Annotated in this window: 20 protein-coding genes and 1 pseudogene; 13 read left to right on the top strand and 8 right to left on the bottom strand. The window is 62.2% G+C overall.

Annotated elements, in window-relative coordinates:
* Positions 1-127 precede the first annotated feature (127 nt).
* A pseudogene (locus tag PG887_RS10315) lies at positions 128-799 on the top strand (hypothetical protein); the annotation flags it as partial.
* 14 nt (positions 800-813) lie between these two features.
* Positions 814-1,488, top strand: a complete 675-nt coding sequence (locus PG887_RS10320; RefSeq protein WP_234916892.1) for a fimbria/pilus periplasmic chaperone — start codon at positions 814-816, stop codon at positions 1,486-1,488.
* Between the two features lie 34 nt (positions 1,489-1,522).
* On the opposite strand, the gene leuE is transcribed toward PG887_RS10320, so the two are convergent.
* A complete protein-coding gene (leuE, locus tag PG887_RS10325) occupies positions 1,523-2,161 on the bottom strand; it encodes a leucine efflux protein LeuE (protein WP_010672336.1) in 639 nt (212 codons plus the stop codon).
* 211 nt (positions 2,162-2,372) lie between these two features.
* Here leuE and PG887_RS10330 point away from each other — a divergent pair, with 211 nt between their 5' ends.
* Positions 2,373-3,593 (top strand): MFS transporter, encoded by a 1,221-nt coding sequence (locus tag PG887_RS10330; RefSeq protein WP_041214206.1) that lies wholly within the window; start codon positions 2,373-2,375, stop codon positions 3,591-3,593.
* Positions 3,594-3,821: 228 nt separating this feature from the next.
* Here PG887_RS10330 and PG887_RS10335 read toward each other — a convergent pair whose 3' ends face one another.
* Positions 3,822-5,006 carry an NAD(P)/FAD-dependent oxidoreductase gene (locus PG887_RS10335; protein ID WP_053287975.1) on the bottom strand — a complete coding sequence of 395 codons (1,185 nt, stop codon included), beginning with the start codon at positions 5,004-5,006 and terminating at the stop codon, positions 3,822-3,824.
* A 162-nt stretch (positions 5,007-5,168) separates the two neighbouring features.
* Positions 5,169-5,693 (bottom strand): non-heme ferritin, encoded by a 525-nt coding sequence (gene ftnA, locus PG887_RS10340; protein WP_010672333.1) that lies wholly within the window; start codon positions 5,691-5,693, stop codon positions 5,169-5,171.
* 209 nt (positions 5,694-5,902) lie between these two features.
* On the opposite strand from ftnA, the gene PG887_RS10345 reads away from it, so the two are divergent.
* Positions 5,903-7,687 (top strand): diguanylate cyclase domain-containing protein, encoded by a 1,785-nt coding sequence (locus PG887_RS10345; RefSeq protein ID WP_319882320.1) that lies wholly within the window; start codon positions 5,903-5,905, stop codon positions 7,685-7,687.
* Between the two features lie 18 nt (positions 7,688-7,705).
* On the opposite strand, the gene fabV is transcribed toward PG887_RS10345, so the two are convergent.
* Entirely contained in the window at positions 7,706-8,893 is a 1,188-nt protein-coding gene (fabV, locus tag PG887_RS10350; RefSeq protein WP_270821627.1) for an enoyl-ACP reductase FabV, read from the bottom strand.
* Between the two features lie 452 nt (positions 8,894-9,345).
* On the opposite strand from fabV, the gene PG887_RS10355 reads away from it, so the two are divergent.
* Positions 9,346-9,780: a universal stress protein gene (locus PG887_RS10355; RefSeq protein WP_010672329.1), complete on the top strand. Its 435-nt coding sequence runs from the start codon at positions 9,346-9,348 to the stop codon at positions 9,778-9,780.
* Between the two features lie 191 nt (positions 9,781-9,971).
* A complete protein-coding gene (gene trpS / locus PG887_RS10360; protein WP_039040673.1) occupies positions 9,972-10,985 on the top strand; it encodes a tryptophan--tRNA ligase in 1,014 nt (337 codons plus the stop codon).
* Here the strand turns inward: trpS and PG887_RS10365 are convergent.
* On the bottom strand, positions 10,964-11,938 hold the full coding sequence (locus PG887_RS10365) for a LysR family transcriptional regulator (protein WP_109422380.1): 975 nt from the start codon (positions 11,936-11,938) through the stop codon (positions 10,964-10,966). The two genes, trpS and PG887_RS10365, sit on opposite strands and share 22 nt — an antisense overlap.
* A 91-nt stretch (positions 11,939-12,029) precedes the next feature.
* Between PG887_RS10365 and PG887_RS10370 the strand changes: the two genes are divergently transcribed.
* Complete coding sequence (locus tag PG887_RS10370) at positions 12,030-12,929, top strand: DMT family transporter (protein WP_202041633.1); 900 nt, start codon at positions 12,030-12,032, stop codon at positions 12,927-12,929.
* Positions 12,914-13,075, top strand: coding sequence for a hypothetical protein (locus PG887_RS10375; protein ID WP_010672325.1), 162 nt, complete (start codon positions 12,914-12,916; stop codon positions 13,073-13,075). The genes PG887_RS10370 and PG887_RS10375 overlap by 16 nt, the downstream gene beginning before the upstream one ends.
* Positions 13,076-13,180: 105 nt before the next feature.
* On the opposite strand, the gene PG887_RS10380 is transcribed toward PG887_RS10375, so the two are convergent.
* Positions 13,181-13,651 (bottom strand): DUF6314 family protein, encoded by a 471-nt coding sequence (locus PG887_RS10380; protein ID WP_102949270.1) that lies wholly within the window; start codon positions 13,649-13,651, stop codon positions 13,181-13,183.
* 42 nt (positions 13,652-13,693) lie between these two features.
* On the opposite strand from PG887_RS10380, the gene PG887_RS10385 reads away from it, so the two are divergent.
* A complete protein-coding gene (locus PG887_RS10385; protein ID WP_042016171.1) occupies positions 13,694-14,548 on the top strand; it encodes a DMT family transporter in 855 nt (284 codons plus the stop codon).
* Between the two features lie 63 nt (positions 14,549-14,611).
* Here PG887_RS10385 and PG887_RS10390 read toward each other — a convergent pair whose 3' ends face one another.
* Together PG887_RS10390 and PG887_RS10395 are read right to left on the bottom strand one after the other, a co-directional pair.
* Positions 14,612-15,475 (bottom strand): GGDEF domain-containing protein, encoded by an 864-nt coding sequence (locus PG887_RS10390; RefSeq protein WP_270821628.1) that lies wholly within the window; start codon positions 15,473-15,475, stop codon positions 14,612-14,614.
* 169 nt (positions 15,476-15,644) lie between these two features.
* Positions 15,645-16,358, bottom strand: coding sequence for a 3-deoxy-D-manno-octulosonic acid kinase (locus PG887_RS10395; RefSeq protein WP_010672321.1), 714 nt, complete (start codon positions 16,356-16,358; stop codon positions 15,645-15,647).
* A 138-nt stretch (positions 16,359-16,496) separates the two neighbouring features.
* Here PG887_RS10395 and PG887_RS10400 point away from each other — a divergent pair, with 138 nt between their 5' ends.
* From PG887_RS10400 to spoT, 4 genes are all read left to right on the top strand, one after another.
* A complete protein-coding gene (locus PG887_RS10400; RefSeq protein WP_270821629.1) occupies positions 16,497-17,597 on the top strand; it encodes a glycosyltransferase family 9 protein in 1,101 nt (366 codons plus the stop codon).
* Positions 17,598-17,853: 256 nt separating this feature from the next.
* Positions 17,854-18,480, top strand: coding sequence for a guanylate kinase (gmk, locus tag PG887_RS10405; protein ID WP_270821630.1), 627 nt, complete (start codon positions 17,854-17,856; stop codon positions 18,478-18,480).
* A gap of 79 nt (positions 18,481-18,559) precedes the next feature.
* Positions 18,560-18,835 (top strand): DNA-directed RNA polymerase subunit omega, encoded by a 276-nt coding sequence (gene rpoZ, locus PG887_RS10410; protein WP_005307060.1) that lies wholly within the window; start codon positions 18,560-18,562, stop codon positions 18,833-18,835.
* Positions 18,836-18,970: 135 nt separating this feature from the next.
* Positions 18,971-21,088, top strand: a complete 2,118-nt coding sequence (spoT, locus tag PG887_RS10415; protein WP_270821632.1) for a bifunctional GTP diphosphokinase/guanosine-3',5'-bis pyrophosphate 3'-pyrophosphohydrolase — start codon at positions 18,971-18,973, stop codon at positions 21,086-21,088.
* Positions 21,089-21,161 lie beyond the last annotated feature (73 nt).

The following is a 21,161-nucleotide window of genomic DNA, read 5'->3' on the forward strand; positions in this document are numbered from 1 at the left end:
TCTCTTTTCTGGTCTGACGGCGCTTACTGCTGAATTCACTGTCGGCGAAGGTAAGTTGATGACTCATGATGAACCCTTTTTCATGGCTCCAGATGACAAACATGATCTCATATCAGGGACTTGTTCGCACCTTCCCTTGTCCAGCAATTTCTTCAAACAAGTTGTAAGGCTGGGACTGCAAGATCAACTGACTCGCAGTCTGATCAACTTCAATATGAAGAATGGATATGCTCCCGAGAGTGGATACTATGAATTCAGCGGCACAACCGAAATTCATATAAAGCCACGGGACTTCAGCGTATCCATCTTGTCTTCGGAGGGCGTCAGCAATCCTTACAGGGAGGGGCAGGTCGGAAAAGACATTCTGAGCTTCTCATACAATATCTCTGATAGCGGCCCCATCAGTGCCGATATGCTGGAAATTTCTATTTCACAGGACAGGGGGTCGCCTTATCGGGGATATTGCACTTTCTATCCGGCAGGCACCTTCGCACCTGAACAGGCCGTCCCCATCCCTACCAGGCTGGTATTCGATTCGGTGGCTCATGGAGCGGGTTCACGGCACGCCATTCGCTGCGATCGCACACCGGTGGATATTCGCACCCTCGGAATACAGGACAATCAACCACCACAGGAGTGGAATGATCCCGTCAACGGCCAGGGCATCACCCGGTTTTACAAGCTGGCGCTGGAATTCGACCTGACCGATCCCATGGTGCAGCGCACCATGGGCGACGAGATGTGGGAAGGCGAGGTGGAACAAAGCGGCACCATCACCATCAAGGGGACCTGGCGCTGACCATGGAGTACAACATGCATCGTCTACTTTGGCCCTTGCTGGGCGGCTTGCTGGCCTCACAGGCCGCCGCCCTCGACATCGGCGCCATGACTCTTGCCATGGTGCCAGAGCAGGAGTTCATTACCAGAACCCTGACCAACAACAGTGCTTCACCCAAGCTGTACGACATACAAATGGAAAAAATCAGCGACCCCACGGCCAGAGGCAGGACACTGCCCACCGTCCCCGGTGAGCTGCTGTTTGCCCCCAGGCGCTTCACCCTGCACGCCAGACATGCCCAGAACGTCAAGTTCTACTACAAGGGGCCCGCCGATGACCATGAGCGTTACTACCGCATCACCTTCACCGAGTCACCGGCAGCCCAGGTGGATGAAGGCAGCCAGACGCAGCACCGGGGAACCGTCGAGGTGAAGCTGGCCCTGCAGTCCATCCTGGTGGTGCGCCCGCGTCAGTCACGTTTTGCATACCAGCTGGACCCGGTACAGAGCGCCATCACCAATACCGGCAACACCTATTTCGAGTTCATGGTGAAACAGGGCTGCCAGCAGGCGGACAGCGAGGCGGACAGCAAGTACCTGCTGCCCGGGGAGACCTACCACAATCCCGGGATCAATCAGCCGGGCAACCAGAAGCTCATCGTCTACCAGTCCCGCTTCATCCCGGTGGGCAAGGATTGCTGGCCAGACTAGGTGCCCGACACCGGACGGTCAGCAATCCCCAGGGTCAGGAGGAGAGCGTCGCCAGCCTGGCCGCAAACCCCATGAAGAAGAGGCCGATAAGGCCGTTGCCGAGACGGGCCGCCGTCTGGCGCTGACGGAAAAAGCGGGCCATCAGGGTACCGCCGAAGATCAGCAGGGTCAGGTAGACGAAGCTCATCGCTTCCAGCATGCCAGCCAGCACCAGGTAGGAGATCCAGGTGTGGGCATAGCTGAAGTCGATGAACTGCACGAAGAAAGAGACGTAGAACAGGATCGCCTTGGGATTGGTGAGGCTCAGGGTGAGGGCCTTGGTAAAATAGCGCTCACCGGGATCCATCTCGGACGCCGGTCCCGCCTTTTTGGCGATGAAGTTCGCGTGCAGGATCTTCACCCCCAGATAAAGCAGATAGATGGCGCCCAGATAGCGCACCAGGGTAAAGAGCAATGGGGTGGTGCGAATGAGGGACGCGATCCCCAGATAGGCGCAGAAAATGAGAATGGCATCGCCGACGAAGACGCCGAGGGCGGCGCGATAACCCGGGCCTATGCCGCGCACGGCACCGGTTCGCAGCACATAGAGGGAGTTCGGGCCCGGGGCGATGATGATGAAGAAGAGACCGACCAGATAGGTCCAGACGTTGATGACACCCAGGCTTTCGAACATGTTCCCTCCATGGCGGGTGATGAGCCGGATAACGGCGGCAGGCCTTCTATACTAATCCGCCCCGCGCCAAGCACAAGATCTGACCAGCCATCCACACGCCGTCAGCATGAACGGCCTGCGCGCCACGCGAACGCAATCCGGGCGTTCGCCCACTTTGGTTATGTCCAGATACGCCGGGATAGGGCATGGTAGAGGGAGTGATACCCCAGCCATGGACAAGACCTTGAGTACCGACACCCCGATCACCGCCCCGCCCGCGGTTGACAACCCGACTACCACCGCTTATCCGGTGATCGCCGCCATCAGCTTCTCGCACCTGTTGAACGACATGATGCAGTCGGTACTGCTGGCCATCTATCCCCTCCTGAAGCTGGGGCTCGATCTGTCGTTCACCCAGATAGGTCTCATCACCCTCACCTACCAGTTCACGGCCTCGCTGCTGCAACCCCTGATCGGCCTCTATACCGACCGCAGACCCATGCCCTACTCCCTGCCTCTGGGCATGGGCTTCACGCTGGTGGGGCTGCTCTACCTGTCGCAGGCAGGCAGCTTTGGCGCCGTGCTGTTGTCGGCCATGCTGATCGGCATGGGCTCCTCCGTCTTCCACCCGGAATCCTCCCGGGTCGCCCGCATGGCGGCCGGCAACCAGCCCGGTCTGGCCCAGTCTCTGTTCCAGATCGGCGGCAATCTGGGATCGGCCATCGGCCCCCTGCTCGCGGCGCTCATCATCGTGCCGAAGGGACAGGGTAGTGCGGCCTGGTTCTCGTTGTTCGCACTCATCGGGGTCATCGTGCTCAGCTTCGTCGGCCGCTGGTCCAGCCACCATGCTGCCAGCTTCCATCGGCGGATGAGGGCCCATGCCGGCACCGGCCTGAGCCGCCGCCAGATTGGCTGGTCACTGGCCATCCTCGGTCTGCTGATGTTCTCCAAGTTCTTCTACATGGCCAGCCTGAGCAGCTATTACACCTTCTACCTGATGGACAAGTTCCACCTGTCGCTGGAGAGCGCCCAGCTCTATCTGTTCGCCTTCCTGTTTGCCGTCGCGGCTGGGACAGTGCTCGGCGGGCCGCTCGGCGATCGCATCGGGCGCAAGCGGGTGATCTGGATCTCCATCCTCGGCGTCGCTCCCTTCACCCTGCTGCTGCCCCACGTCGACCTGTTCTGGACCTCGGTGCTGTCGATCGTCATCGGCCTCATCCTGGCGTCGGCCTTCTCCGCCATCCTGGTCTACGCCCAGGATCTGGTACCCGGCAAGGTCGGCACCATTTCCGGCCTCTTCTTCGGCTTCGCCTTCGGCATGGGAGGGATAGGGGCCGCCCTGCTGGGCAGATTGGCCGATGCCACCAGCATCGAAACCGTCTATCAGGTCTGCGCCTATCTGCCCCTTATTGGCCTGCTGACCGCCTTCCTGCCCAATATCAGGAGAGGCTAGAGGCCAAGCGGCCGCCAGCGTCGACGGACGAGTCGACCGACCATAAAAAACGCGGCCTGAGCAGGCCGCGTCTGGTTCCATCACTCGGGCCGCCTGACACGGCCCGATCCGCTCGGACTCATCCGCCGAGCCTCTTTGTCAGCACCCCAGCCCGACGACCGGGCCCACTGGAAGTTGTCACCCGAGAGGCCGCTGACGGGACCATTCACCGCAGGGCCGCGGCATCCCTCAGCAGTACTGGCCTGCCACCCAGCCCGACGACCAGGCCCACTGGAAGTTGTAACCACCGAGCCAGCCGGTCACATCCACCACTTCGCCGATGAAGTAGAGGCCGGGCACGGTGCGCGCCTCCATGGTCTTGGAGGAGAGCTCGTTGGTATCCACTCCCCCCAGGGTCACTTCGGCGGTGCGATACCCTTCGGTGCCGTTGGGCAGGATCTGCCAATCCCCCAGCAGGGTGGCCACCGCCTCCAGCTCCCGTTCGTTGTACTGGCGCATCGGCTTGCTCACCAGCCATCCCAGCTCCACCAGCTTGTCGACGAAGCGCTTGGGCAGCTCGCGCCCCAGCACGGTTTTCAGCTCCTGGGCAGGATGGGCCTGGGCCCAGGTCTTGAGGGTCTCTGGAATGTCGAGATCCGGCAGCAGGTTGATGTGGATCTTCTCCCCCGCCAGCCAGAAAGAGGAGATCTGCAGGATGGCGGGGCCGGAGAGGCCGCGATGGGTGAACAGCATGGCCTCCTTGAAGCGGGTGCCGTCCTCGGCGGTCACTGCCACCGGCAGGCTGACCCCCGCCAGATCGGCGAAGGCCTCCTTGTCGGCCTGATGCAGGGTAAAGGGCACCAGCCCGGCGCGAGTCGGCAACACGGTGAGGCCGAACTGCTCCGCCAGCTTGAAGCCGTAAGGAGTAGCACCGAGTTTCGGCATGGAGAGGCCGCCGGTGGCGACCACCAGCGACGAGCAGGCGATCTCCCCCTTGCTGGTGTCGAGCACGAAGCCTTCATCTGTCTTGCTGACGGTGAGGATCTCGGTCTGGAACTGCAGGGTCACGCCAGCCCAGTCGCACTCGGTCAGCAGGATGTCGACGATATCCTTGGCGCTGTCGTCGCAGAAGAGCTGGCCCAGCGTCTTCTCGTGGTAGTTCAGGCCGTGCCTGTCCACCAGATCGATGAAATCCTGCTGGGTATAGCGCGCCAGCGCCGATTTGCAGAAGTGGGGGTTGGCCGAAAGGAAGGCATGGGGACCCGCCTGATGATTGGTGAAGTTGCAGCGACCGCCGCCGCTGATGAGGATCTTGCGGCCCGGCTTCTTGGCATTGTCGAGCACCAGCACGGAGCGACCCCGGTAGCCAGCCTGGGCCGCACACATCAATCCGGCCGCCCCGGCACCGATCACCACCACATCCACCTGTTTCATCGTCACTCACCCATCAAAAGAAAAACGGCCCCTTTACCTTAAAGGACCGTCATTGTACCCGGCAGACACCAGCACAGCGGTACAAGGACACCTGCAAATAGAAAACGGCCCCTTTACAAGGGGCCGTCATTGTACTGACTGAACAATAAGTGTCCACGACTATCAGGCGTTGCCGTCCATGATGCTGGCCGGGGCGCCCTTGGCCAGCTCGGCCAGCTCCTTGTCGATGAAATAGAGGCCCTTGCCATCCTCGCCCACCAGGCTCAGACGGTCGACGATGCTCTTGAACAGCTTCTCTTCTTCGTGCTGCTCGGCCACGTACCACTGCAGGAAGTTGAAGGTGGAGTAATCCTGGGTGGTGAAGGCGACGTGGGCCAGACCGTTGATGCACTTGGTGATGTGATACTCGTGCTCCAGGGTGGTGCGGAAGATGTCACCCAGGGACTTGAATTCGTGGGGAGGCGCTTCGATGGCCCCCAGCACCGGCATGGCGCCGGTCTCGCTCACGTAGGTGAACAGGCGCTCCATGTGCTGGCGCTCCTCGACCGCATGCTGGCGCAGGAAGGTGGCGGCCCCCTCGAAGCCCTTGTCCTCGCACCAGGCGCTCATCTGCAGGTAGAGGTTGGAGGAATAGAATTCAAGATTAATCTGCTCGTTCAACTTCTCGATCATGGCTTTGGCCAACATGATGATTCTCCACTGTGATTTGCCCACGATTGTCGCCACTGTTGCATCCTGACGCAACCAGAGACAACCGACGCACCCCGCAGTTGCGACGACTTTTCACCTCATCCTCCCCCCCATACGGTTATAGAGAAGCAAAGAAACATGGTGTAGGTGACATCAGCCATTATGATGGCGCCATTGGTCGGGGAAAGGATTCAATGAGATTCATAATGGCACTGGCGCTGCTCTGGATGACCCAGTTGCAGGCAGCTCCCTCCTTGCTGAAAGAGGCTGAATTGCAGGCGGCGCGCGATCCCGTCGGCTATCTGCAGCGCCTCGACGCCAGTCCCCAGCAGGATATGGAACTGTTCTACGCCAGGTCCCTGGCCCAGGCAGCCCTTGGCCGCTATCCCCAGGCACAGCGCGACAATGCCCGCGCCCGCGGTCTGGCCAATGCCCAGCAGGAGACCCTTCGCCTGCTCGACTTCCGGTTGCAGCAGATTGCCCTGACCCTGGATGCCGATACGCCGGATCAGGCGCTCGAGCTGCTCACCCAGCTCTGGCCAGCGGTCCGGCATCACCCCAGGCAGGTCTCGGAGTGGCATGCCCTCAACGGGCTCGCCCTCTACCGTACCCAGCAGATGAAAGAGGCGATCCTTGAGCTCAAGACCGCCTATCACCTCAAGCAGAAAGAGCCGGGTTCCATCCTCTCCACCTTGCAGTGCGGCCGTCTGCTGATGACCCTCGGCAACCTCTATGCGGACCTCAATCTCTACCGTGAGGCCGAGACCTATTATCAGGATGCCCTCGGCCAGATGGTGCAGCTCAACGAGCCCAACAGCCAGGCCATCATCCGGGCCAACATGGCCAGGCTCTACATCGACATGGGCCAGCCTGCCAGAGCCAGCCAGTTGCTCGATACCCTGCTGGCCACGCCGAGCCTGTCACCCCACTATCGTGCCATCGTCCTCGGCTACCAAGCCATGGTGTTCAACGCACGGGCGGACTGGCACTCAGCCTGGCGCAGCCTGGAGGAGGCACAAGCCATCTATGACAGGCTGGATAGCCCGCAGGCGGCCTCCCGTCTGACCGAGATCCGGGCAAGAACCCTGCTGGGTCGTGGCGAGAAGCAGCTGGCCCTGCAACTGCTGATGGAGCACACCGCCCCTCTCTCCATGGATGGTCGGGCGATGCAGGCCAGGTTGCTGGCCGATCTGGGCCGCTACCCCGAGGCCTACGGGGCCATGACCCGCTACATGCAGTACTACAAGCAGCACTTCAACCAGACCCTGAGCCAGCACGCGGCCGCCTTCCAGGTCGAGATGGATCTGGCTCGCAGCGAGGCCAGCAATCGCGCGCTGCAGCAGGAGAACGAGAACAAGCGCCAGCAACTGCTCTACCAGCAGAGTGCCCGCTACTACCAATTGCTGCTGCTGGTGCTGCTGGCCGTCGCCCTGATCCTGCTCGGGCTCACCACCCGCAGGCTCCACCGCAGCTCGCGCCACCTCTACAAGCTCGCCACCTTCGATCAGCTGACCGGGCTGCCCAACCGACGCGCCCTGCTGGAGAGACTGGGCCAGCAGTGGCTGCACGAAACGCCCCTGACCCTGCTCATCATCGACATCGATCACTTCAAGCAGATCAACGACAAGCATGGTCACCAGGCGGGGGATCAGGCTATCCGGCAGTTGGCCAGGGAGCTCAAGAGCTGGGCGCCGGACCAGCAGTTGATCGGGCGCTGGGGCGGGGAAGAATTTCTGGTGGCCATGACCCAGGACGGGGCCACCTGCTGGCGGCTGGCGGAGCAGCTGAGAAGCCGGATCGCCTACCTGGCCGCCCCCCACATGACCATCAGCATCGGAGTGGCGGAACGCTCGACGCAGGATGACAGCCTGAGCCAGCTCATCCATCGGGCCGACATGGCCATGTATCAGGCGAAGCGCCAGGGGCGCAACCAGACCGTGCTGGCCCAGTCTCCCAATCTTTCCCCTGAACTGGCCTGCAACGTCGCCTGATGGCCCCTCGTGCGGGTGTCAGGGCGCCAGCTCAGTGAGTGACGCCACGTTCACCGGCGCACCGTAATCCACCCCCGGCAGCTCGAAGCCGTTGAGCTGCATGAACTCCTGGCGCAACCCGGCAAAATCCCCCAGGGTGCGGAAGTTCTCCGGCGTCACCTTGGGCCAGAGCGCCGAGACGGCGGCCTGCACCGCTGGCTCAAGCTCGTGGTCATCCATCCGGATCAGCCGGTTGCCATCGGCGACGACTCCTCTGGGCCCGTACATCTTGTCGGCAAACAGCCGCTGCATCTGCTCGATGCAGCCCTCGTGGACACCACGCTCCTTCATCACCCCCATCAACAGGCCCAGATAGACAGGCAGCACCGGAATAAACACGCTCGCCTTGGTCACCAGCGCCTTGCAAACCGACACCCAGGCATGACCGCCAATCCCGGCAAGTTGCAGGTTGATGGTCTCGGCGGTGGCGTGCAGGTGCTCCTTGGCATAGCCGATGGTGCCGTCCCGATAGAGGGGATAGGTGGACTCGGGGCCGATATAGGAGTAGGCAACGGTCCGGGCGCCGGGGGCCAGGCAATCCGCCTGCTGCAATGCCTGCATCCAGCGCTGCCAGTCCTCGCCCCCCATCACGGTGACGGTGTCGCGGATCTCCTCCGGGGTGGCTGGCACCAGCGACTGCTGCACCAGCGCATCGTGCTCCAGATCCAGCCCCCAGCCTTGCAGCGGCTGGCCTGTGGTCTTGAGCACCGAGCGTACCTGTGTGCCATCCGGCATCACCCTGACTCCGCTCGCCAGTGAATAGACCACCAGATCCACCTGCCCGAGCTGCTGGCGGATGACGTCGATGGCCTGCTGGCGCATGGTGTCGGAGAAGGCATCCCCGATCAGGTTGACGGCGATGCGACCGGTTTGCTCCGCCGCCTGACGAAACCAGATGTTGTTGTACCAGCCAGCACTGCCGAGCCCCTTGTCGGAGGGACCCCTCTCGAACGAGACGCCCAGGGTATCGGCCCCGGCGCCGAAGGTGAGCGCGATCCGGGACGCCAGCCCGAAACCGGACGATGCCCCCAGCACCAGCACCCGTTTCGGCCCGTTGAACGGCCCCGCCGCCCGCACCTGTTCGATCTGTTGCAGCACGGCGGCGCGACAACCCATTGGGTGGCAATTGCGGGCAACACAACCCTGGATCTGGGGATGAATGATCATGAAGGACTCTCCGGTGCATCGGTGGGACATGAGAAACGGCCATGACAGCGTCACCCGGTTGCAGGTGAGGAGCCCTGGCCGTTTTGCCAAGGGAACTGGCTACAGCATAACCAAGAGGGGCAGGATTACCTTGATGTCGGACGGGATATGGGCTGGAAGAGGGCAGAAAAACAAAAGGGAGCGCGAGGCTCCCCAAAGCGGTATTCAGATGCTTTTTGTTGTTTTGTGTTCATTGCGAAGCACGGGCACATCCTATTCCCCCACCTTCCCGAGGGCAATAGCACGCCTGTGACCGGCGTCAAACTCCTGTTCAAAATATGCACTCCCCGGCCACCTGCACCTCTACGCCTTCCGGTTCGGGGTCAGGCAAATCCTGAAACTGTGGCGACGATGCCGTTTTAGTTTCAGCAGACATTGGTATAGTGGACCCAGGATCAGTGAGGAGAACTCCCATGAATGGAACCTATTACAAACACGTACTGGCCGCGATCGACCTGTCGGAAGACAACCGCAAGGTGATAGAGAAGGCGGTCGACCGGGCCCGCTCCAACGGCGCCAAGCTGTCGGTGATCCATGTGGATGTGGACCTCAAGGATCTCTACACCGAGATGATCGACATCGACATCGACAACGTGCAGGACCAGGTGATCGCCGAAGCGAAGGAGAAGCTGGAAGCCTTCCTCGCCTCGGTGGACTACCCCATCGAGAAGAAATTGGTGATCTGCGGCGATCTGAGCGAGCGGGTCAACCAGGCGGTCAAGGACTACCAGATCGACCTGCTGGTGTGCGGCCATCGCCAGAGCTTCTGGAGCCTGCTCACCTCGAGCGCACGCCAGCTGATGAATACCGTGCCCTGCGACATGCTGGTCGTGCCCTTGCAGAAGTGATCGAACAGGCGTAGTGTGATTTGCCATGAATATGACCTCATTCAATCACAACTACTGGTGGTGCTGTTTCTAAACAGGCGGCACTGCTTTTCTATGTAAAATTTACCAAAGAAAACACCGTGACCGCCGAGAGGCGGTCATTGTTTTCATCCCTTTGTCGCCTCCCGGCTCACCCAACTGGAGAGAGTGACATGCACAACCCCGTGATCCTGACCGGCGACCGCCCCACCGGCAAACTGCACATCGGCCACTACGTCGGCTCCCTGCGCCAGCGCGTGGCCGCCCAGCACCATTACCGCCAGTTCGTCATGATCGCCGATCTGCAGGCGCTGACCGACAACGGCCACAACCCGGCCAAGGTGACCGACCACGTGCTGGAGGTGATGGCCGACTACCTGGCCGCCGGCCTCGACCCGGCCAAGACCACTTTCTGCCTGCAGAGCGCCCTGCCCGCCCTCGCCGAACTCACGACCTACTACCTCAACCTGGTCAGCGTCGCCCGGCTGGAGCGCAACCCCACGGTGAAGGCCGAGATCCAGCAAAAAGGGTTCGAGCGCAGCCTGCCCGCCGGCTTCCTCGTCTATCCGGTCAGCCAGGCCGCCGACATCACCGCCTTTCGTGCCACTCACGTGCCGGTGGGCGAGGATCAGCTGCCCATGCTGGAGCAGACCAACGAGATAGTGCGCCGCTTCAACACTCTGGTTGGCAAAGAGGTGCTGACCGAGTGCCAGCCCATCCTGAGCGACACCGGCCGCCTGCCCGGCATCGACGGCAAGGCCAAGATGTCCAAGTCCCTTGGCAACACCATCGAACTCGGCATGTCGAGCGGCGAGATCAAGCAGGCGGTGTTCGCCATGTATACCGACCCCAATCACCTCAAGGTGAGCGATCCAGGTCAGGTGGAGGGCAATACGGTGTTCGCCTATCTGGATGCCTTCCACCCCGACAAGGCCCTGGTGGCCGAGATGAAGGCCCACTACCAGCGTGGTGGTCTGGGGGACATGCGCTGCAAGCAGGTACTCAACGACTGCCTGCAGACCCTGCTTGCTCCGATGCGGGAGCGGCGCGAGGCAGCCATCGCCGACAAGCGCCAGCTGCTGCGCCTGTTGCAGCAGGGTACCGAGCAGGCCCGGGCCCTCACCGACGAGGTGCTGGCCGAGGTGAAGGGGGCGATGGGGCTGGACTACTTCTCCGGATTGGCGTGATCTGCCCCCTGCGGCGCGGGATGGCCGAGCGCATCCGCGCCGTAGCGCTCCTTCGCCAGCCGGTGCAACAACCCCTTGAACCAGCCGATCGCCTCGTCATGGGCACTGAGCGGGTGGCCCGCCATCAGGTAGACGATGGGGATGGCGGGTTCCAGCTGGTGCAGGCGCAACGGATAGTGGCGACAGAAGTGGCGCCCGATCATCTCGGGCACCACCACCAGGTAGCGGCCGGTCGCCATCAGCGGCGGTACCGCCATAAAGCTCGGCAGCCTGACCCCCAGCTCCCGCTCCACCCCGAAACGGGCCAGCCAGAGATCCACCATGGCCTGGCTGTGGCCCCAGCTGGAGGTATGGATATGGGGGCGGCTGACCAGTTCTCCCGGCCCCAGCATGTCGGGCAGGGCGCTGCCGAGGGGCGACAAACAGACCAGCGGATTGCTGAACCACTCCTCGCGCCACAACCGGGGCGAGAGGTGGTTGGCACCGGCAAACCCGATCACCAAATCCAGTTCCCCCTTCTCCAGCTCCCGCTCGTAGTCGCTGTCCGCCAGCTCGCACACTTCCAGTCGGCAGTGGGGAGCCTGCTGCACCATCCACTCCACCAGCACCGGCACCAGGCCGTGCTCCACCGAGCCCGGGGTGGCGATGCGAAAGATCCGCCGGGCACTTGCCGGGTCGAATCCCTTGGCCTGACGCAGCCCCTGCTCCAGCATGGCCAGTGCCTGGCGCACCGGGCTCGCCAGCGCCTTGGCCCGTTCGGTCGGCATCATCTCGCGCCGACTCATCACGAACAGCGGGTCATCCAGCGCCGTTCGCAGCCGCCCCAGCGCATGGCTGACGGTGGACTGGGAGAGGTGCAGCCGTTCGGCGGCACGGGTGACGTTGCGCTCCTGCATCAGCATGTCGAACACGGTGAGCAGGTTGAGGTCGAGGCGGGAGAGGGGCAGTTCCATCGATATTGGCCATAGTTGAATGACGACAATTCATTTTTGGCATAGTAGCAGATTGCATAGAATGCGCAGGCGAATTACATCGGAGATTCAAATGCGTAGCTATCTATTGTTGCTGGCGATCGGCCTGTTATGGGGCTCCCAGTTCATTTTCATGCACCAGGCCGTGGCTGAACTGCCCCCCATCATGGTGGCCGCCGGACGCGCCCTGTGCGGCAGCCTGACCCTGGGTCTGCTCTGCCTGTTCATGCGCCTCAAGAGTGAACACACACCCTGGCGAACCTATATGCTGATCGCCCTGCTCGACGCCACCATCCCCTTCATCATGGTGGCCTGGGGACAACAGTACGTGGACAGCGCCATCGCGGCCGTGGTCATGGGTTGTATCCCCTTTGTGACCATTCTGGCGGCTCCCTTGTTTATTTCTGGTGAAAGAATCACCAAGGGCGGCCTCGTCTCCGTGATCATCGGCTTCATCGGCGTGCTGATACTGTTCTGGCCCAAGCTGACCAGCGGCATGAATGCCGGCCTGCTCGGTGCCATGGCCATCCTGTTCGGTGCCAGCTGCTTCGCCATCGGCCTGCTGATGATCAAGCGCTTCGCCAAGGACCATCCTGTGGTCGTGGCCCGCAACATCCTGATCTCCTCGGCCATCCAACTGCTGCTGGCCGCACCCTTCGTGGCCGACCTGAGCAACCTCACCCTGCCGAGCCAGCAGGCCATGGGCGCCGTCGCCATGCTGGGGATCTTCTGTACCGGCCTGGTCTACTTCCTCTACATGGCGCTGATCCAGAAGGCGGGCCCGACCTTCGCCTCCTTCAGCAACTACCTGGTGCCGCTGTTCGGCGTCATGCTGGGAGCCCTGTTCCTCGGCGAGCAGATCCAGTCCACCACGGGCGTGGCGCTGGCCCTGATCCTGGGTTCGGTCGCCCTCAACCAGTGGGCACAGCAGCGCCGCCAACAGCGGGAGGCTGCCCTATGTCAGGCATCCTGACCACCCTCTGCGGCGGTCTGGTACTGATAGCCGGCTGGCAGTATCGCCACCGGCTGGCCGGGGTGCTGGGTCTGCTGATGGTGCTGCTGCCCTGGTTCTTCGACAGCAAGCTGCAAGCCATGCTGAACTATGCACTGAATGCCTGAAGACCCTCTCTGCGTGTGTGACGAGAGTGTATCTCTCCTGTTTTTGGGACCGTTTTAACAAAACCTCCGATTTGTCCCCTCTACCGGCGCCCTGCGCCGGTTTTTTTATCTCTGCGCCTCTGGTCCGTAGCGATAACTCAACCGCTCGTTCTTGCGCGGCCCCGTTATCTGCCAGGCGAGCAGGAAGCCCCCGCCGGTTTCGGTCAGCTCGGCGCTGTAGTGATCCTGCCCGCACAGGTGAGGCTCGGCCGTGACCCAGTGCCCGTCCCCCCGGGGCAACAGCTCGAACAGCATCACCGGCTGCTCGTAGCGCAGGTGGGAGAGCATGATCCCCCGTGCGGTGCGCTGCCACCAGAAGCGATTGTGCATGGTCAGCTCCCGGCCATGGGGCGTGGTGTAGCGACCCGTCTCGGCATACAGCCACCCCCCATGGTGATCGGTCACCACCACGGCCCCCTCCCCGCGACCGCACCAGTCGGTGGCGGATCCGGCCCCGTTGCTCGCCTCGAAGGCAAATGCTCCGATCTGTGACAACCCTTCCCATAAACGCTGGATCGCGCCTTCCAACTCGGCCATCATAGCGCCCTCCAAATTGACAACTGACGACAATTCAATCACATGAACTACTTGATAGGGGTTACCCTGCTCTGGTCCTTCTCCTTCAGCCTGATCGGGGTCTACCTTGCCGGTCAGGTGGATGCCTACTTCTCGGTACTGACCCGCATCGTGCTCGCCAGCCTGGTGTTTCTGCCCTTCCTGCGCCGTCGCTGGCTGCGCCCCGATCTGGTGGCCAAGCTGATGGCCCTCGGTGCCATCCAGCTCGGCATCATGTATCTCTTCTACTACCACTCCTTCCTGCTCTTGACGGTACCGGAAGTGCTGGTGTTCACCATCTTCACCCCCATCTATGTCACCCTGATCCACGACCTGCTGGAAGGGCGCTTCAAGCCTGTCTATCTGTGGGGGGCCCTGCTGGCGGTGCTGGGGGCGGCCGTCATCCGTTTCGACGGCCTGACCGAAAGCTATGTACTGGGATTCCTGGTGGTGCAGGGCGCCAACGTCTGCTTCGCCCTGGGTCAGGTAGGCTACAAGGTGCTGCTGGCCCGGGAGGCTGAGCAGCCGCCCCAGCTGGCGGTGTTCGGCTGCTTCTATCTGGGCGCCCTGGTGATCGCCCTGCCCGCCTGGTGGCTGCTGGGCAAACCTCAATATCCCACCAGCCCCCTGCAATGGGGCATCCTCTTCTGGCTGGGGGTCGGGGCATCCGGGCTCGGCTACTTCCTGTGGAACAAGGGGGCGACCCTGGTCAGCAGCGGCGTGCTGGCCATCATGAACAACGCCTTGATCCCCGCGGGTCTGCTGGTCAATCTGGTGCTCTGGGGAAAGGATACCGACCTGCTCAGGCTCGGTCTGGGCGCCCTGCTGATGCTGGCTTCTCTCTGGGTCTGCCAGCGTCAGCAGGTCAGTGAGCGCTGACTGAAAACCATTGACGCTGATGGGTCCATCGGCGTCAATGGGCTCGCGGACAGTGACCGGCCGTCAGCCGACCACGGCGTTGTGTTCCCGCTTCGCCTGACCGTGGCAGGAGGCCAACCGGGCCAGCAGGTGATCGAGCTGCTCGGCACTCTGGCTCTGCACCAGGCCGATGCTCACGGTCACCGGACGCTCGGGCAGCAGGCTGGCGTCGGCGATCTCAAGACGCAGCCGCTCGGCAATCTCCAGGCCGCTCAACCGATCGGTCTGGGAGAGCATCAGGATGAAGCCGCCTTCGTCCCAACGGGCGAAGGGATCTTCCCGGCGCAACTCGCGGCGCACGATGCGGGCCAGCTTGGCCAGCATGGCGTCGCAGGCCGCCTCCCCGAACAACTGCAGGATCTTGCTGCGGTGATCCACGCTGAACTGCAGCAGACAGAAACTGCCGCTCTCGCTGGCCAGCCGTTCATCCAGCAACAGCTCGAAGTGGCTGCGGCTCTCGAGGCCGGTGAGGGGATCCGTGTCGTGGCGATCCTCCAGGGGCGCCATGGCGGCATCCAGATGGCGAACCACCCCCAGCAGTTGACCTCCTTCGTCGCGACGGACCCGCTCCTCCAGCCGGATGTAATGGCCCTGATGGTGCAGGATACGGTACTCGAGTCGAAGTCCGTTGCTGCGCCCTTGCTGGCAGGCCTCCAGGGCCTCTGCCAGACGGGGAGCATCATCCGGATGTACCCGATCCAGCCAGCCGAGATCTCCCAGCTCGCCCCCCTCCAGACCCAGCAGTTGCAGACAGGAAGGGTCCCGCCTCAGACCCTGCCCGGCCGACCAGGTCCAGATCCCGGCCTCCAACATCGCCATGGCCTGTGCCATCAGCGTCACCTCAAGGGGAGTGGTGACCTCAACCCCGGGAGTCTCATACCTTTCCATCACGCGCCTCGAAACCGGATCTGAATATCTGTCCAAGCAATCACACTCAATAAGTAACATTGGTGCTGGCGCCGAGCAACCGCGCCAGCATCGCTGGCCTCGCACCTCTCGCCTCTGGTGGTCCGCCATCAGGGCTTGCCAGCCTCCAGATACGAAGTGAAGCTCGACGTCACGCCACCTTGCCCTGATAGCCTGCCATCAGGGCCTGCCAGTTTTCCGGCACGAAGTGGAAGCTGGTGTGCAGTTGCGACTCCTTGTTGAAGGAGCGCAGCAACCGCTCCAGGTTGGCCTGCTGCCAGTTGCCGGGGGAGCGGATGGCTCCTTTGTCGAAGTCGATCACCCACACCTTGCCCTCCTTGTCGAGCAGCAGGTTGTGGCTGTTGAGATCCGCATGATAGACCCCTGCATCGTGCAACTGGCGCACCGTTTTGCCTATCTTGTGCCACACCTCACCGGCGATCGGCCCCTGCTTGAGCAGGGCCACCAGATCCTTGGCGCCGCGAATGCGCTCGATCAGGATGTCGGCCCGATAGAAGGGCCCCTGCTTGACCATGCGGGCCGCAAAGGGGCGCGGCACCGGCAGCCCCTGTTCACTCAAGGTCGCCAGCAGACGATATTCAGCCATGGCCCGGCTGCTCTCCACCCCTTCAAACCAGAACCGGTCACGCACCAGCTTGCCCACCATGCCGCCACGGTAGTAGTGACGCAGCACCAAGTGACGGGACTCATCCTTCACGAACCAGGTCACCCCGCGACCGATGGAAGAGCCCACCACCTGGCGATGGGTCTGCCACCAGACAGGATCGAACAAGGCAGGGGAAGGGTCGCGGAAGACTCCGTCGGCATACCAGCAGACCTGGTTGTGGGTGGTGTGTGTCAGCATGATGAGAATTCCGGTCGATAGTGGGTGCAGGGCATCCATTCAGAAAGCCGTGCCGGTCGGGCAACCGGCGCAATTTTACAATCCACAGGGGAGTTTGCATAATGCCATCCATCCATTTTGCCATCGTTGCGCCACATCATGCCGCTGTTCCAAACGCCGCCCTCCTCCATCTGCATCCTGCGGCTCTCCGCCATCGGAGATTGCTGCCACGCGCTGGCGCTGGTACGCGTCATCCAGCGGGAGTGGCCCCAGACCCGCATCACCTGGATCACCGGCAAGATTGAGGCGACCCTGTTCGCCGATCTGCCGGGGGTCGAGGTCATTCCCTTCGACAAGAGCAAGGGGTGGCGCGGCTATCGCGATCTCTGGCAGACCCTCAAGGGGCGCAGGTTCGATGCCCTGCTCCACCTGCAGGCCGCCATGCGCGCCAGCATCGCCACCCTCGGCATCAAGGCCAAGGTCAAACTCGGGTTTGATCGGGAGCGCGCCAGCGACGGTCAGTGGCTGTTCACCAACCATCGAGTTCCCTCACCCGCCTCCCCCCACGTGCTGGACGGCTTTCTCGCCTTCGCCAAAGAGCTCGGGATAAAGGATCTGACCCCGGACTGGCAACCGCCCATCAGCGCCGAGCACCAGGCCTGGGCGAAGGAGAAAATTGGCGGCAAGCCGACCCTGCTCATCTGCGCCGCTGCCAGCAAGGCATTCAAGAATTGGACTGCCGCCGGCTATGCCGCGCTGGCGGATCACGCCGCAGACAAGGGCTTTCAGGTCTATCTGTGCGGCGGACCGGCCAGGCTGGAGCGGGATCTCGCCGCCGAGATCCAGCGCCTCAGCCAGAGCAAGCCGGAAGATTTGGTGGGGCAAACCAGCCTCAAGCAATTGCTGGCGCTGATTGGCGAGGCGAGCCTGGTGCTGGCCCCGGATACCGGCCCGGCCCACATGGCCACCTTGGTGGGGACACCCGTGATCGGCCTCTACGCCCACCACAACCCCGCCCGTACCGGCCCCTATCTGTGCCGGGATTATCTGGTCAGCGTCTATCAGGAACTGATTGAGCAGGAGACCGGCAAGCCGCTGGCCGAGCTCGGCTGGCGCACCCGCCTCAAGGATCCAGACGCCATGGCCAAGATAAGCCGCGAGCGGGTCATCGCCGCCTTCGACCGCCTCTGTACCGACAAGCATCTTCTACCGACCCAGGGCAACTCGGAAATTCCGAGCCCTGGCGCAGGGATAATCTGATGGCCCGGCCCCGGCTCCGTGGGCAGAATGGCCCTCTATGCGGGTAACGCCCGCACAGCAAGCTACGGATATTTTGATCGGTTGGAATATGATTCCGGCCGTTTTTTTATCCGCCCCCATCTGCTAACATTCGCCGCCTTTACATCCTCCTGACTCTGATTCCTCCGCGCATTGCGAGCAACCGTCTCCCTTATCGGGCACAAGACGGCGGCCTCTGCTACAACCAAAGCGCGGATCATCGCTTAAAGGTACAGACATGGCGCAACAAGGCACTCTCTATATCATCTCTTCCCCGAGCGGGGCCGGTAAGTCCAGCCTGCTCAATGCCTTGCTGACCCAGCACAACGCCGCCGGCAAGATGCAGCTGTCGGTTTCCCACACCACCCGCGCCACCCGTCCCGGTGAAGAGCACGGGGTGCACTACCACTTCGTCAAGGTGGAAGAGTTCAAGGCGCTGATCGAGCGCGGTGACTTTCTGGAGTGGGCAGAAGTCTTCGGCAACTACTACGGCACTTCCCGCGCCACCATCGAGGCCTGCCTGGCGCAGGGCATCGACGTCTTCCTCGACATCGACTGGCAGGGCGCCCGCCAGATCCGCGAACAGATGCCGACCAAGTCCATCTTCATCCTGCCTCCCAGCCGCGAGGAGCTGGAGCGCCGCCTGATCGGCCGCGGCCAGGACAGCGCCGAGGTGATCAAGGGCCGGATGGAGAAAGCCATTGCCGAAATGGTGCACTATGACGAGTATGACTATGTCATCATCAATGAAGACTTTGAGCTGGCACTGTTCCAGCTCAGGGCCATCATCGAGTGCCAGCGCCTGGAAATGCGTCAGCAACAGCAGGCCCAGCAAAACTTGCTGAAACAGCTACTGGCAGAGTAAGCCAAAAACAAGTAAACTTTTGCGTCATTTTTAAACACTGCTTTTTCAATCACAGAAAGCCCAAACACTGGAGTCCCGCATGGCCCGCGTTACTGTAGAAGATGCTGTAAAACAGGTAGGTAACCGTTTTGACCTGGTGCTGGTCGCCGCGCGCCGCGCTCGTCAAATCGCGGTACAAGGCAAGGATCCCCTGGTCGACGAAGAGAACGACAAGCCGACCGTGATCGCCCTGCGCGAGATCGAACTGGGTCTGGTCAACAACCAGGTGATGGATACTCAGGACCGCTACGAGCAGCAAGAGCAGGAAGCCGCCGAGCTGGCTGCCGTTGCTGCCATCGCAGAAGGTCGCGGCTAAGTCAGTCGCTTCCCATAGTCGGCGCCCGCCCGGGTGCCGGCTGTTCTCCCCATTTACAACCGCTCGAAAACCTCGCAAACTCGAGGGCATACCCTCAATTTCACGGATTGCCGTTTAACCGCTGCGGGGACTGTCTTGTATTTATTTGAAAATCTTAAAGAAATAGCCAGTTCCTACCTGCCACCCGAGCAGGTTGAGAAGCTCAGGCAAGCCTATGTGGTAGCCCGTGATGCTCACCAGGGACAGATGCGTTCCAGTGGTGAACCCTACATCACTCATCCCGTTGCCGTGGCCCGCATCCTGGGCGACATGCGCCTCGATCACGAGACCCTGATGGCTGCCGTGCTGCACGACGTCATCGAAGATACCCCTGTCAGCAAGGACGATCTTGCCGAGCAGTTTGGCAACGCCGTCGCCGAGCTGGTCTCCGGTGTCTCCAAGCTCGACAAGCTGAAGTTCCGCGATCGCAAGGAAGCCCAGGTCGAGAACTTCCGCAAGATGATGATGGCCATGACCCAGGACATCCGGGTCATCCTGATCAAGCTGGCCGACCGCACTCACAACATGCGTACCCTCGGCTCCTTGCGACCGGACAAGCGCCGCCGCATCGCCCGGGAAACCCTCGAGATTTTCGCCCCCATCGCCAACCGCCTCGGTATTCACACCATGAAGAACGAGCTGGAAGAGCTCGGCTTCGAGGCGCTCTACCCCATGCGCTCCCGGGTACTGCGGGAATCGGTACGCCGCGCCCGTGGCAACCGGCGCGAGATCATCGACTCCATCCAGAGCGAGATTGAGGGGCGTCTGCGGGAAGCCGGCATCGATGCCCAGGTGAGCGGACGCGAGAAGAACCTGTTCTCCATCTACAACAAGATGGAGAAGAAAGAACTGCAATTCCACGAAGTGATGGATATCTATGCTTTCAGAGTGAGAGTGAAAGACATAGACACCTGCTACCGGGTGCTTGGGCAGATGCACAGCCTCTACAAGCCGCGCCCCGGTCGCTTCAAGGATTACATCGCCATCCCCAAGACCAACGGCTACCAGTCCCTGCACACCTCCCTGGTGGGGCCCCACGGGGTACCGGTAGAGGTGCAGATCCGCACCGAGTTCATGGACCAGATGGCCGACAAGGGCGTCGCCGCCCACTGGGCCTACAAGCAGGATGGGGACAGCTCGGGCACCACGGCCCAGATCCGCGCCCAGCGCTGGATGCAGAGCCTGCTGGAGCTGCAACAGAGCGCCGGCAGCTCCTTCGAGTTCATCGAAGGGGTCAAGACCGACCTCTTCCCCGACGAGATCTACGTCTTCACACCGGAAGGCCGCATCATGGAGCTGCCCGCCGGCGCCACCCCGGTGGACTTCGCCTACACGGTGCACACCGACATCGGTCACGCCTGCGTCGGTTCCCGGGTCGACCGCCACCCCTATCCGCTGAGCAGCCCGCTGCACTCCGGTCAGACGGTGGAGATCATCACGGCCCCCGGCGCCCGCCCGAACGCGGCCTGGCTCAACTTCGTGGTGACCACCAAGGCGCGCTCCAAGATACGTCAGTTCCTCAAGAATCTGCGCACCGAGGAGTCCGTGGTGCTGGGCCGCCGCCTGCTCAACCATGCCCTCGGCGCCAAGAACATCGAAGACATCCCGGAAGCCCGCGTCAAGCAGGTGCTGGCCGACACCAAACACGAGAACCTGCAGGGGCTGCTGGCCGACGTGGGCCTTGGCAACGCCATGAGCGTCATGGTGGCACGCCGCATGCTCGGGGATGAGCTGCCGCCGGAAGAGCAGCCCAAATCCACCAGCAAAAAAATGCCGATCAAGGGGGCCGACGGCATGCTGGTCACCTTCGCCAACTGCTGCCGCCCCATCCCGGGGGATGCCATCATCGCCCACATCAGCCCGGGCAAGGGACTGGTGATCCATCAGGAGTCCTGCCGCAACATCAAGGGCTACAGCCGCGAACCGGACAAATACCTGCCGGTGCAGTGGGAGGTGGACAAGGAGCAGGAGCAGGAATTCCGCACCGGCATCAGCATCGAGATCGTCAACCACCAGGGCGCCCTGGCGGAGCTGGCCAACGTGATTGCCGCCACCGGCGCCAACATCCACGCCATCAGCACCGAGGAGAAAGATGGCCGGGTCTATGTGGTCACCCTGCTCATCACCACCAAGAGCCGGATCCACCTCGCCAACATCATGCGCAAGATCCGGGTCATGCCCAACGTGCTCAGGGTGAGCCGACAGAAAAACTGAACACAGGCGGCGCAAGCCGCCTGCTGCTTTTCAAGAGATACCCAGGGCCCCATGCCGCAGGCCACCAGCCTTG

Origin of the sequence: Aeromonas sp. QDB14 (assembly GCF_027707845.1) — a bacterium.
GTDB lineage: Bacteria > Pseudomonadota > Gammaproteobacteria > Enterobacterales > Aeromonadaceae > Aeromonas > Aeromonas caviae.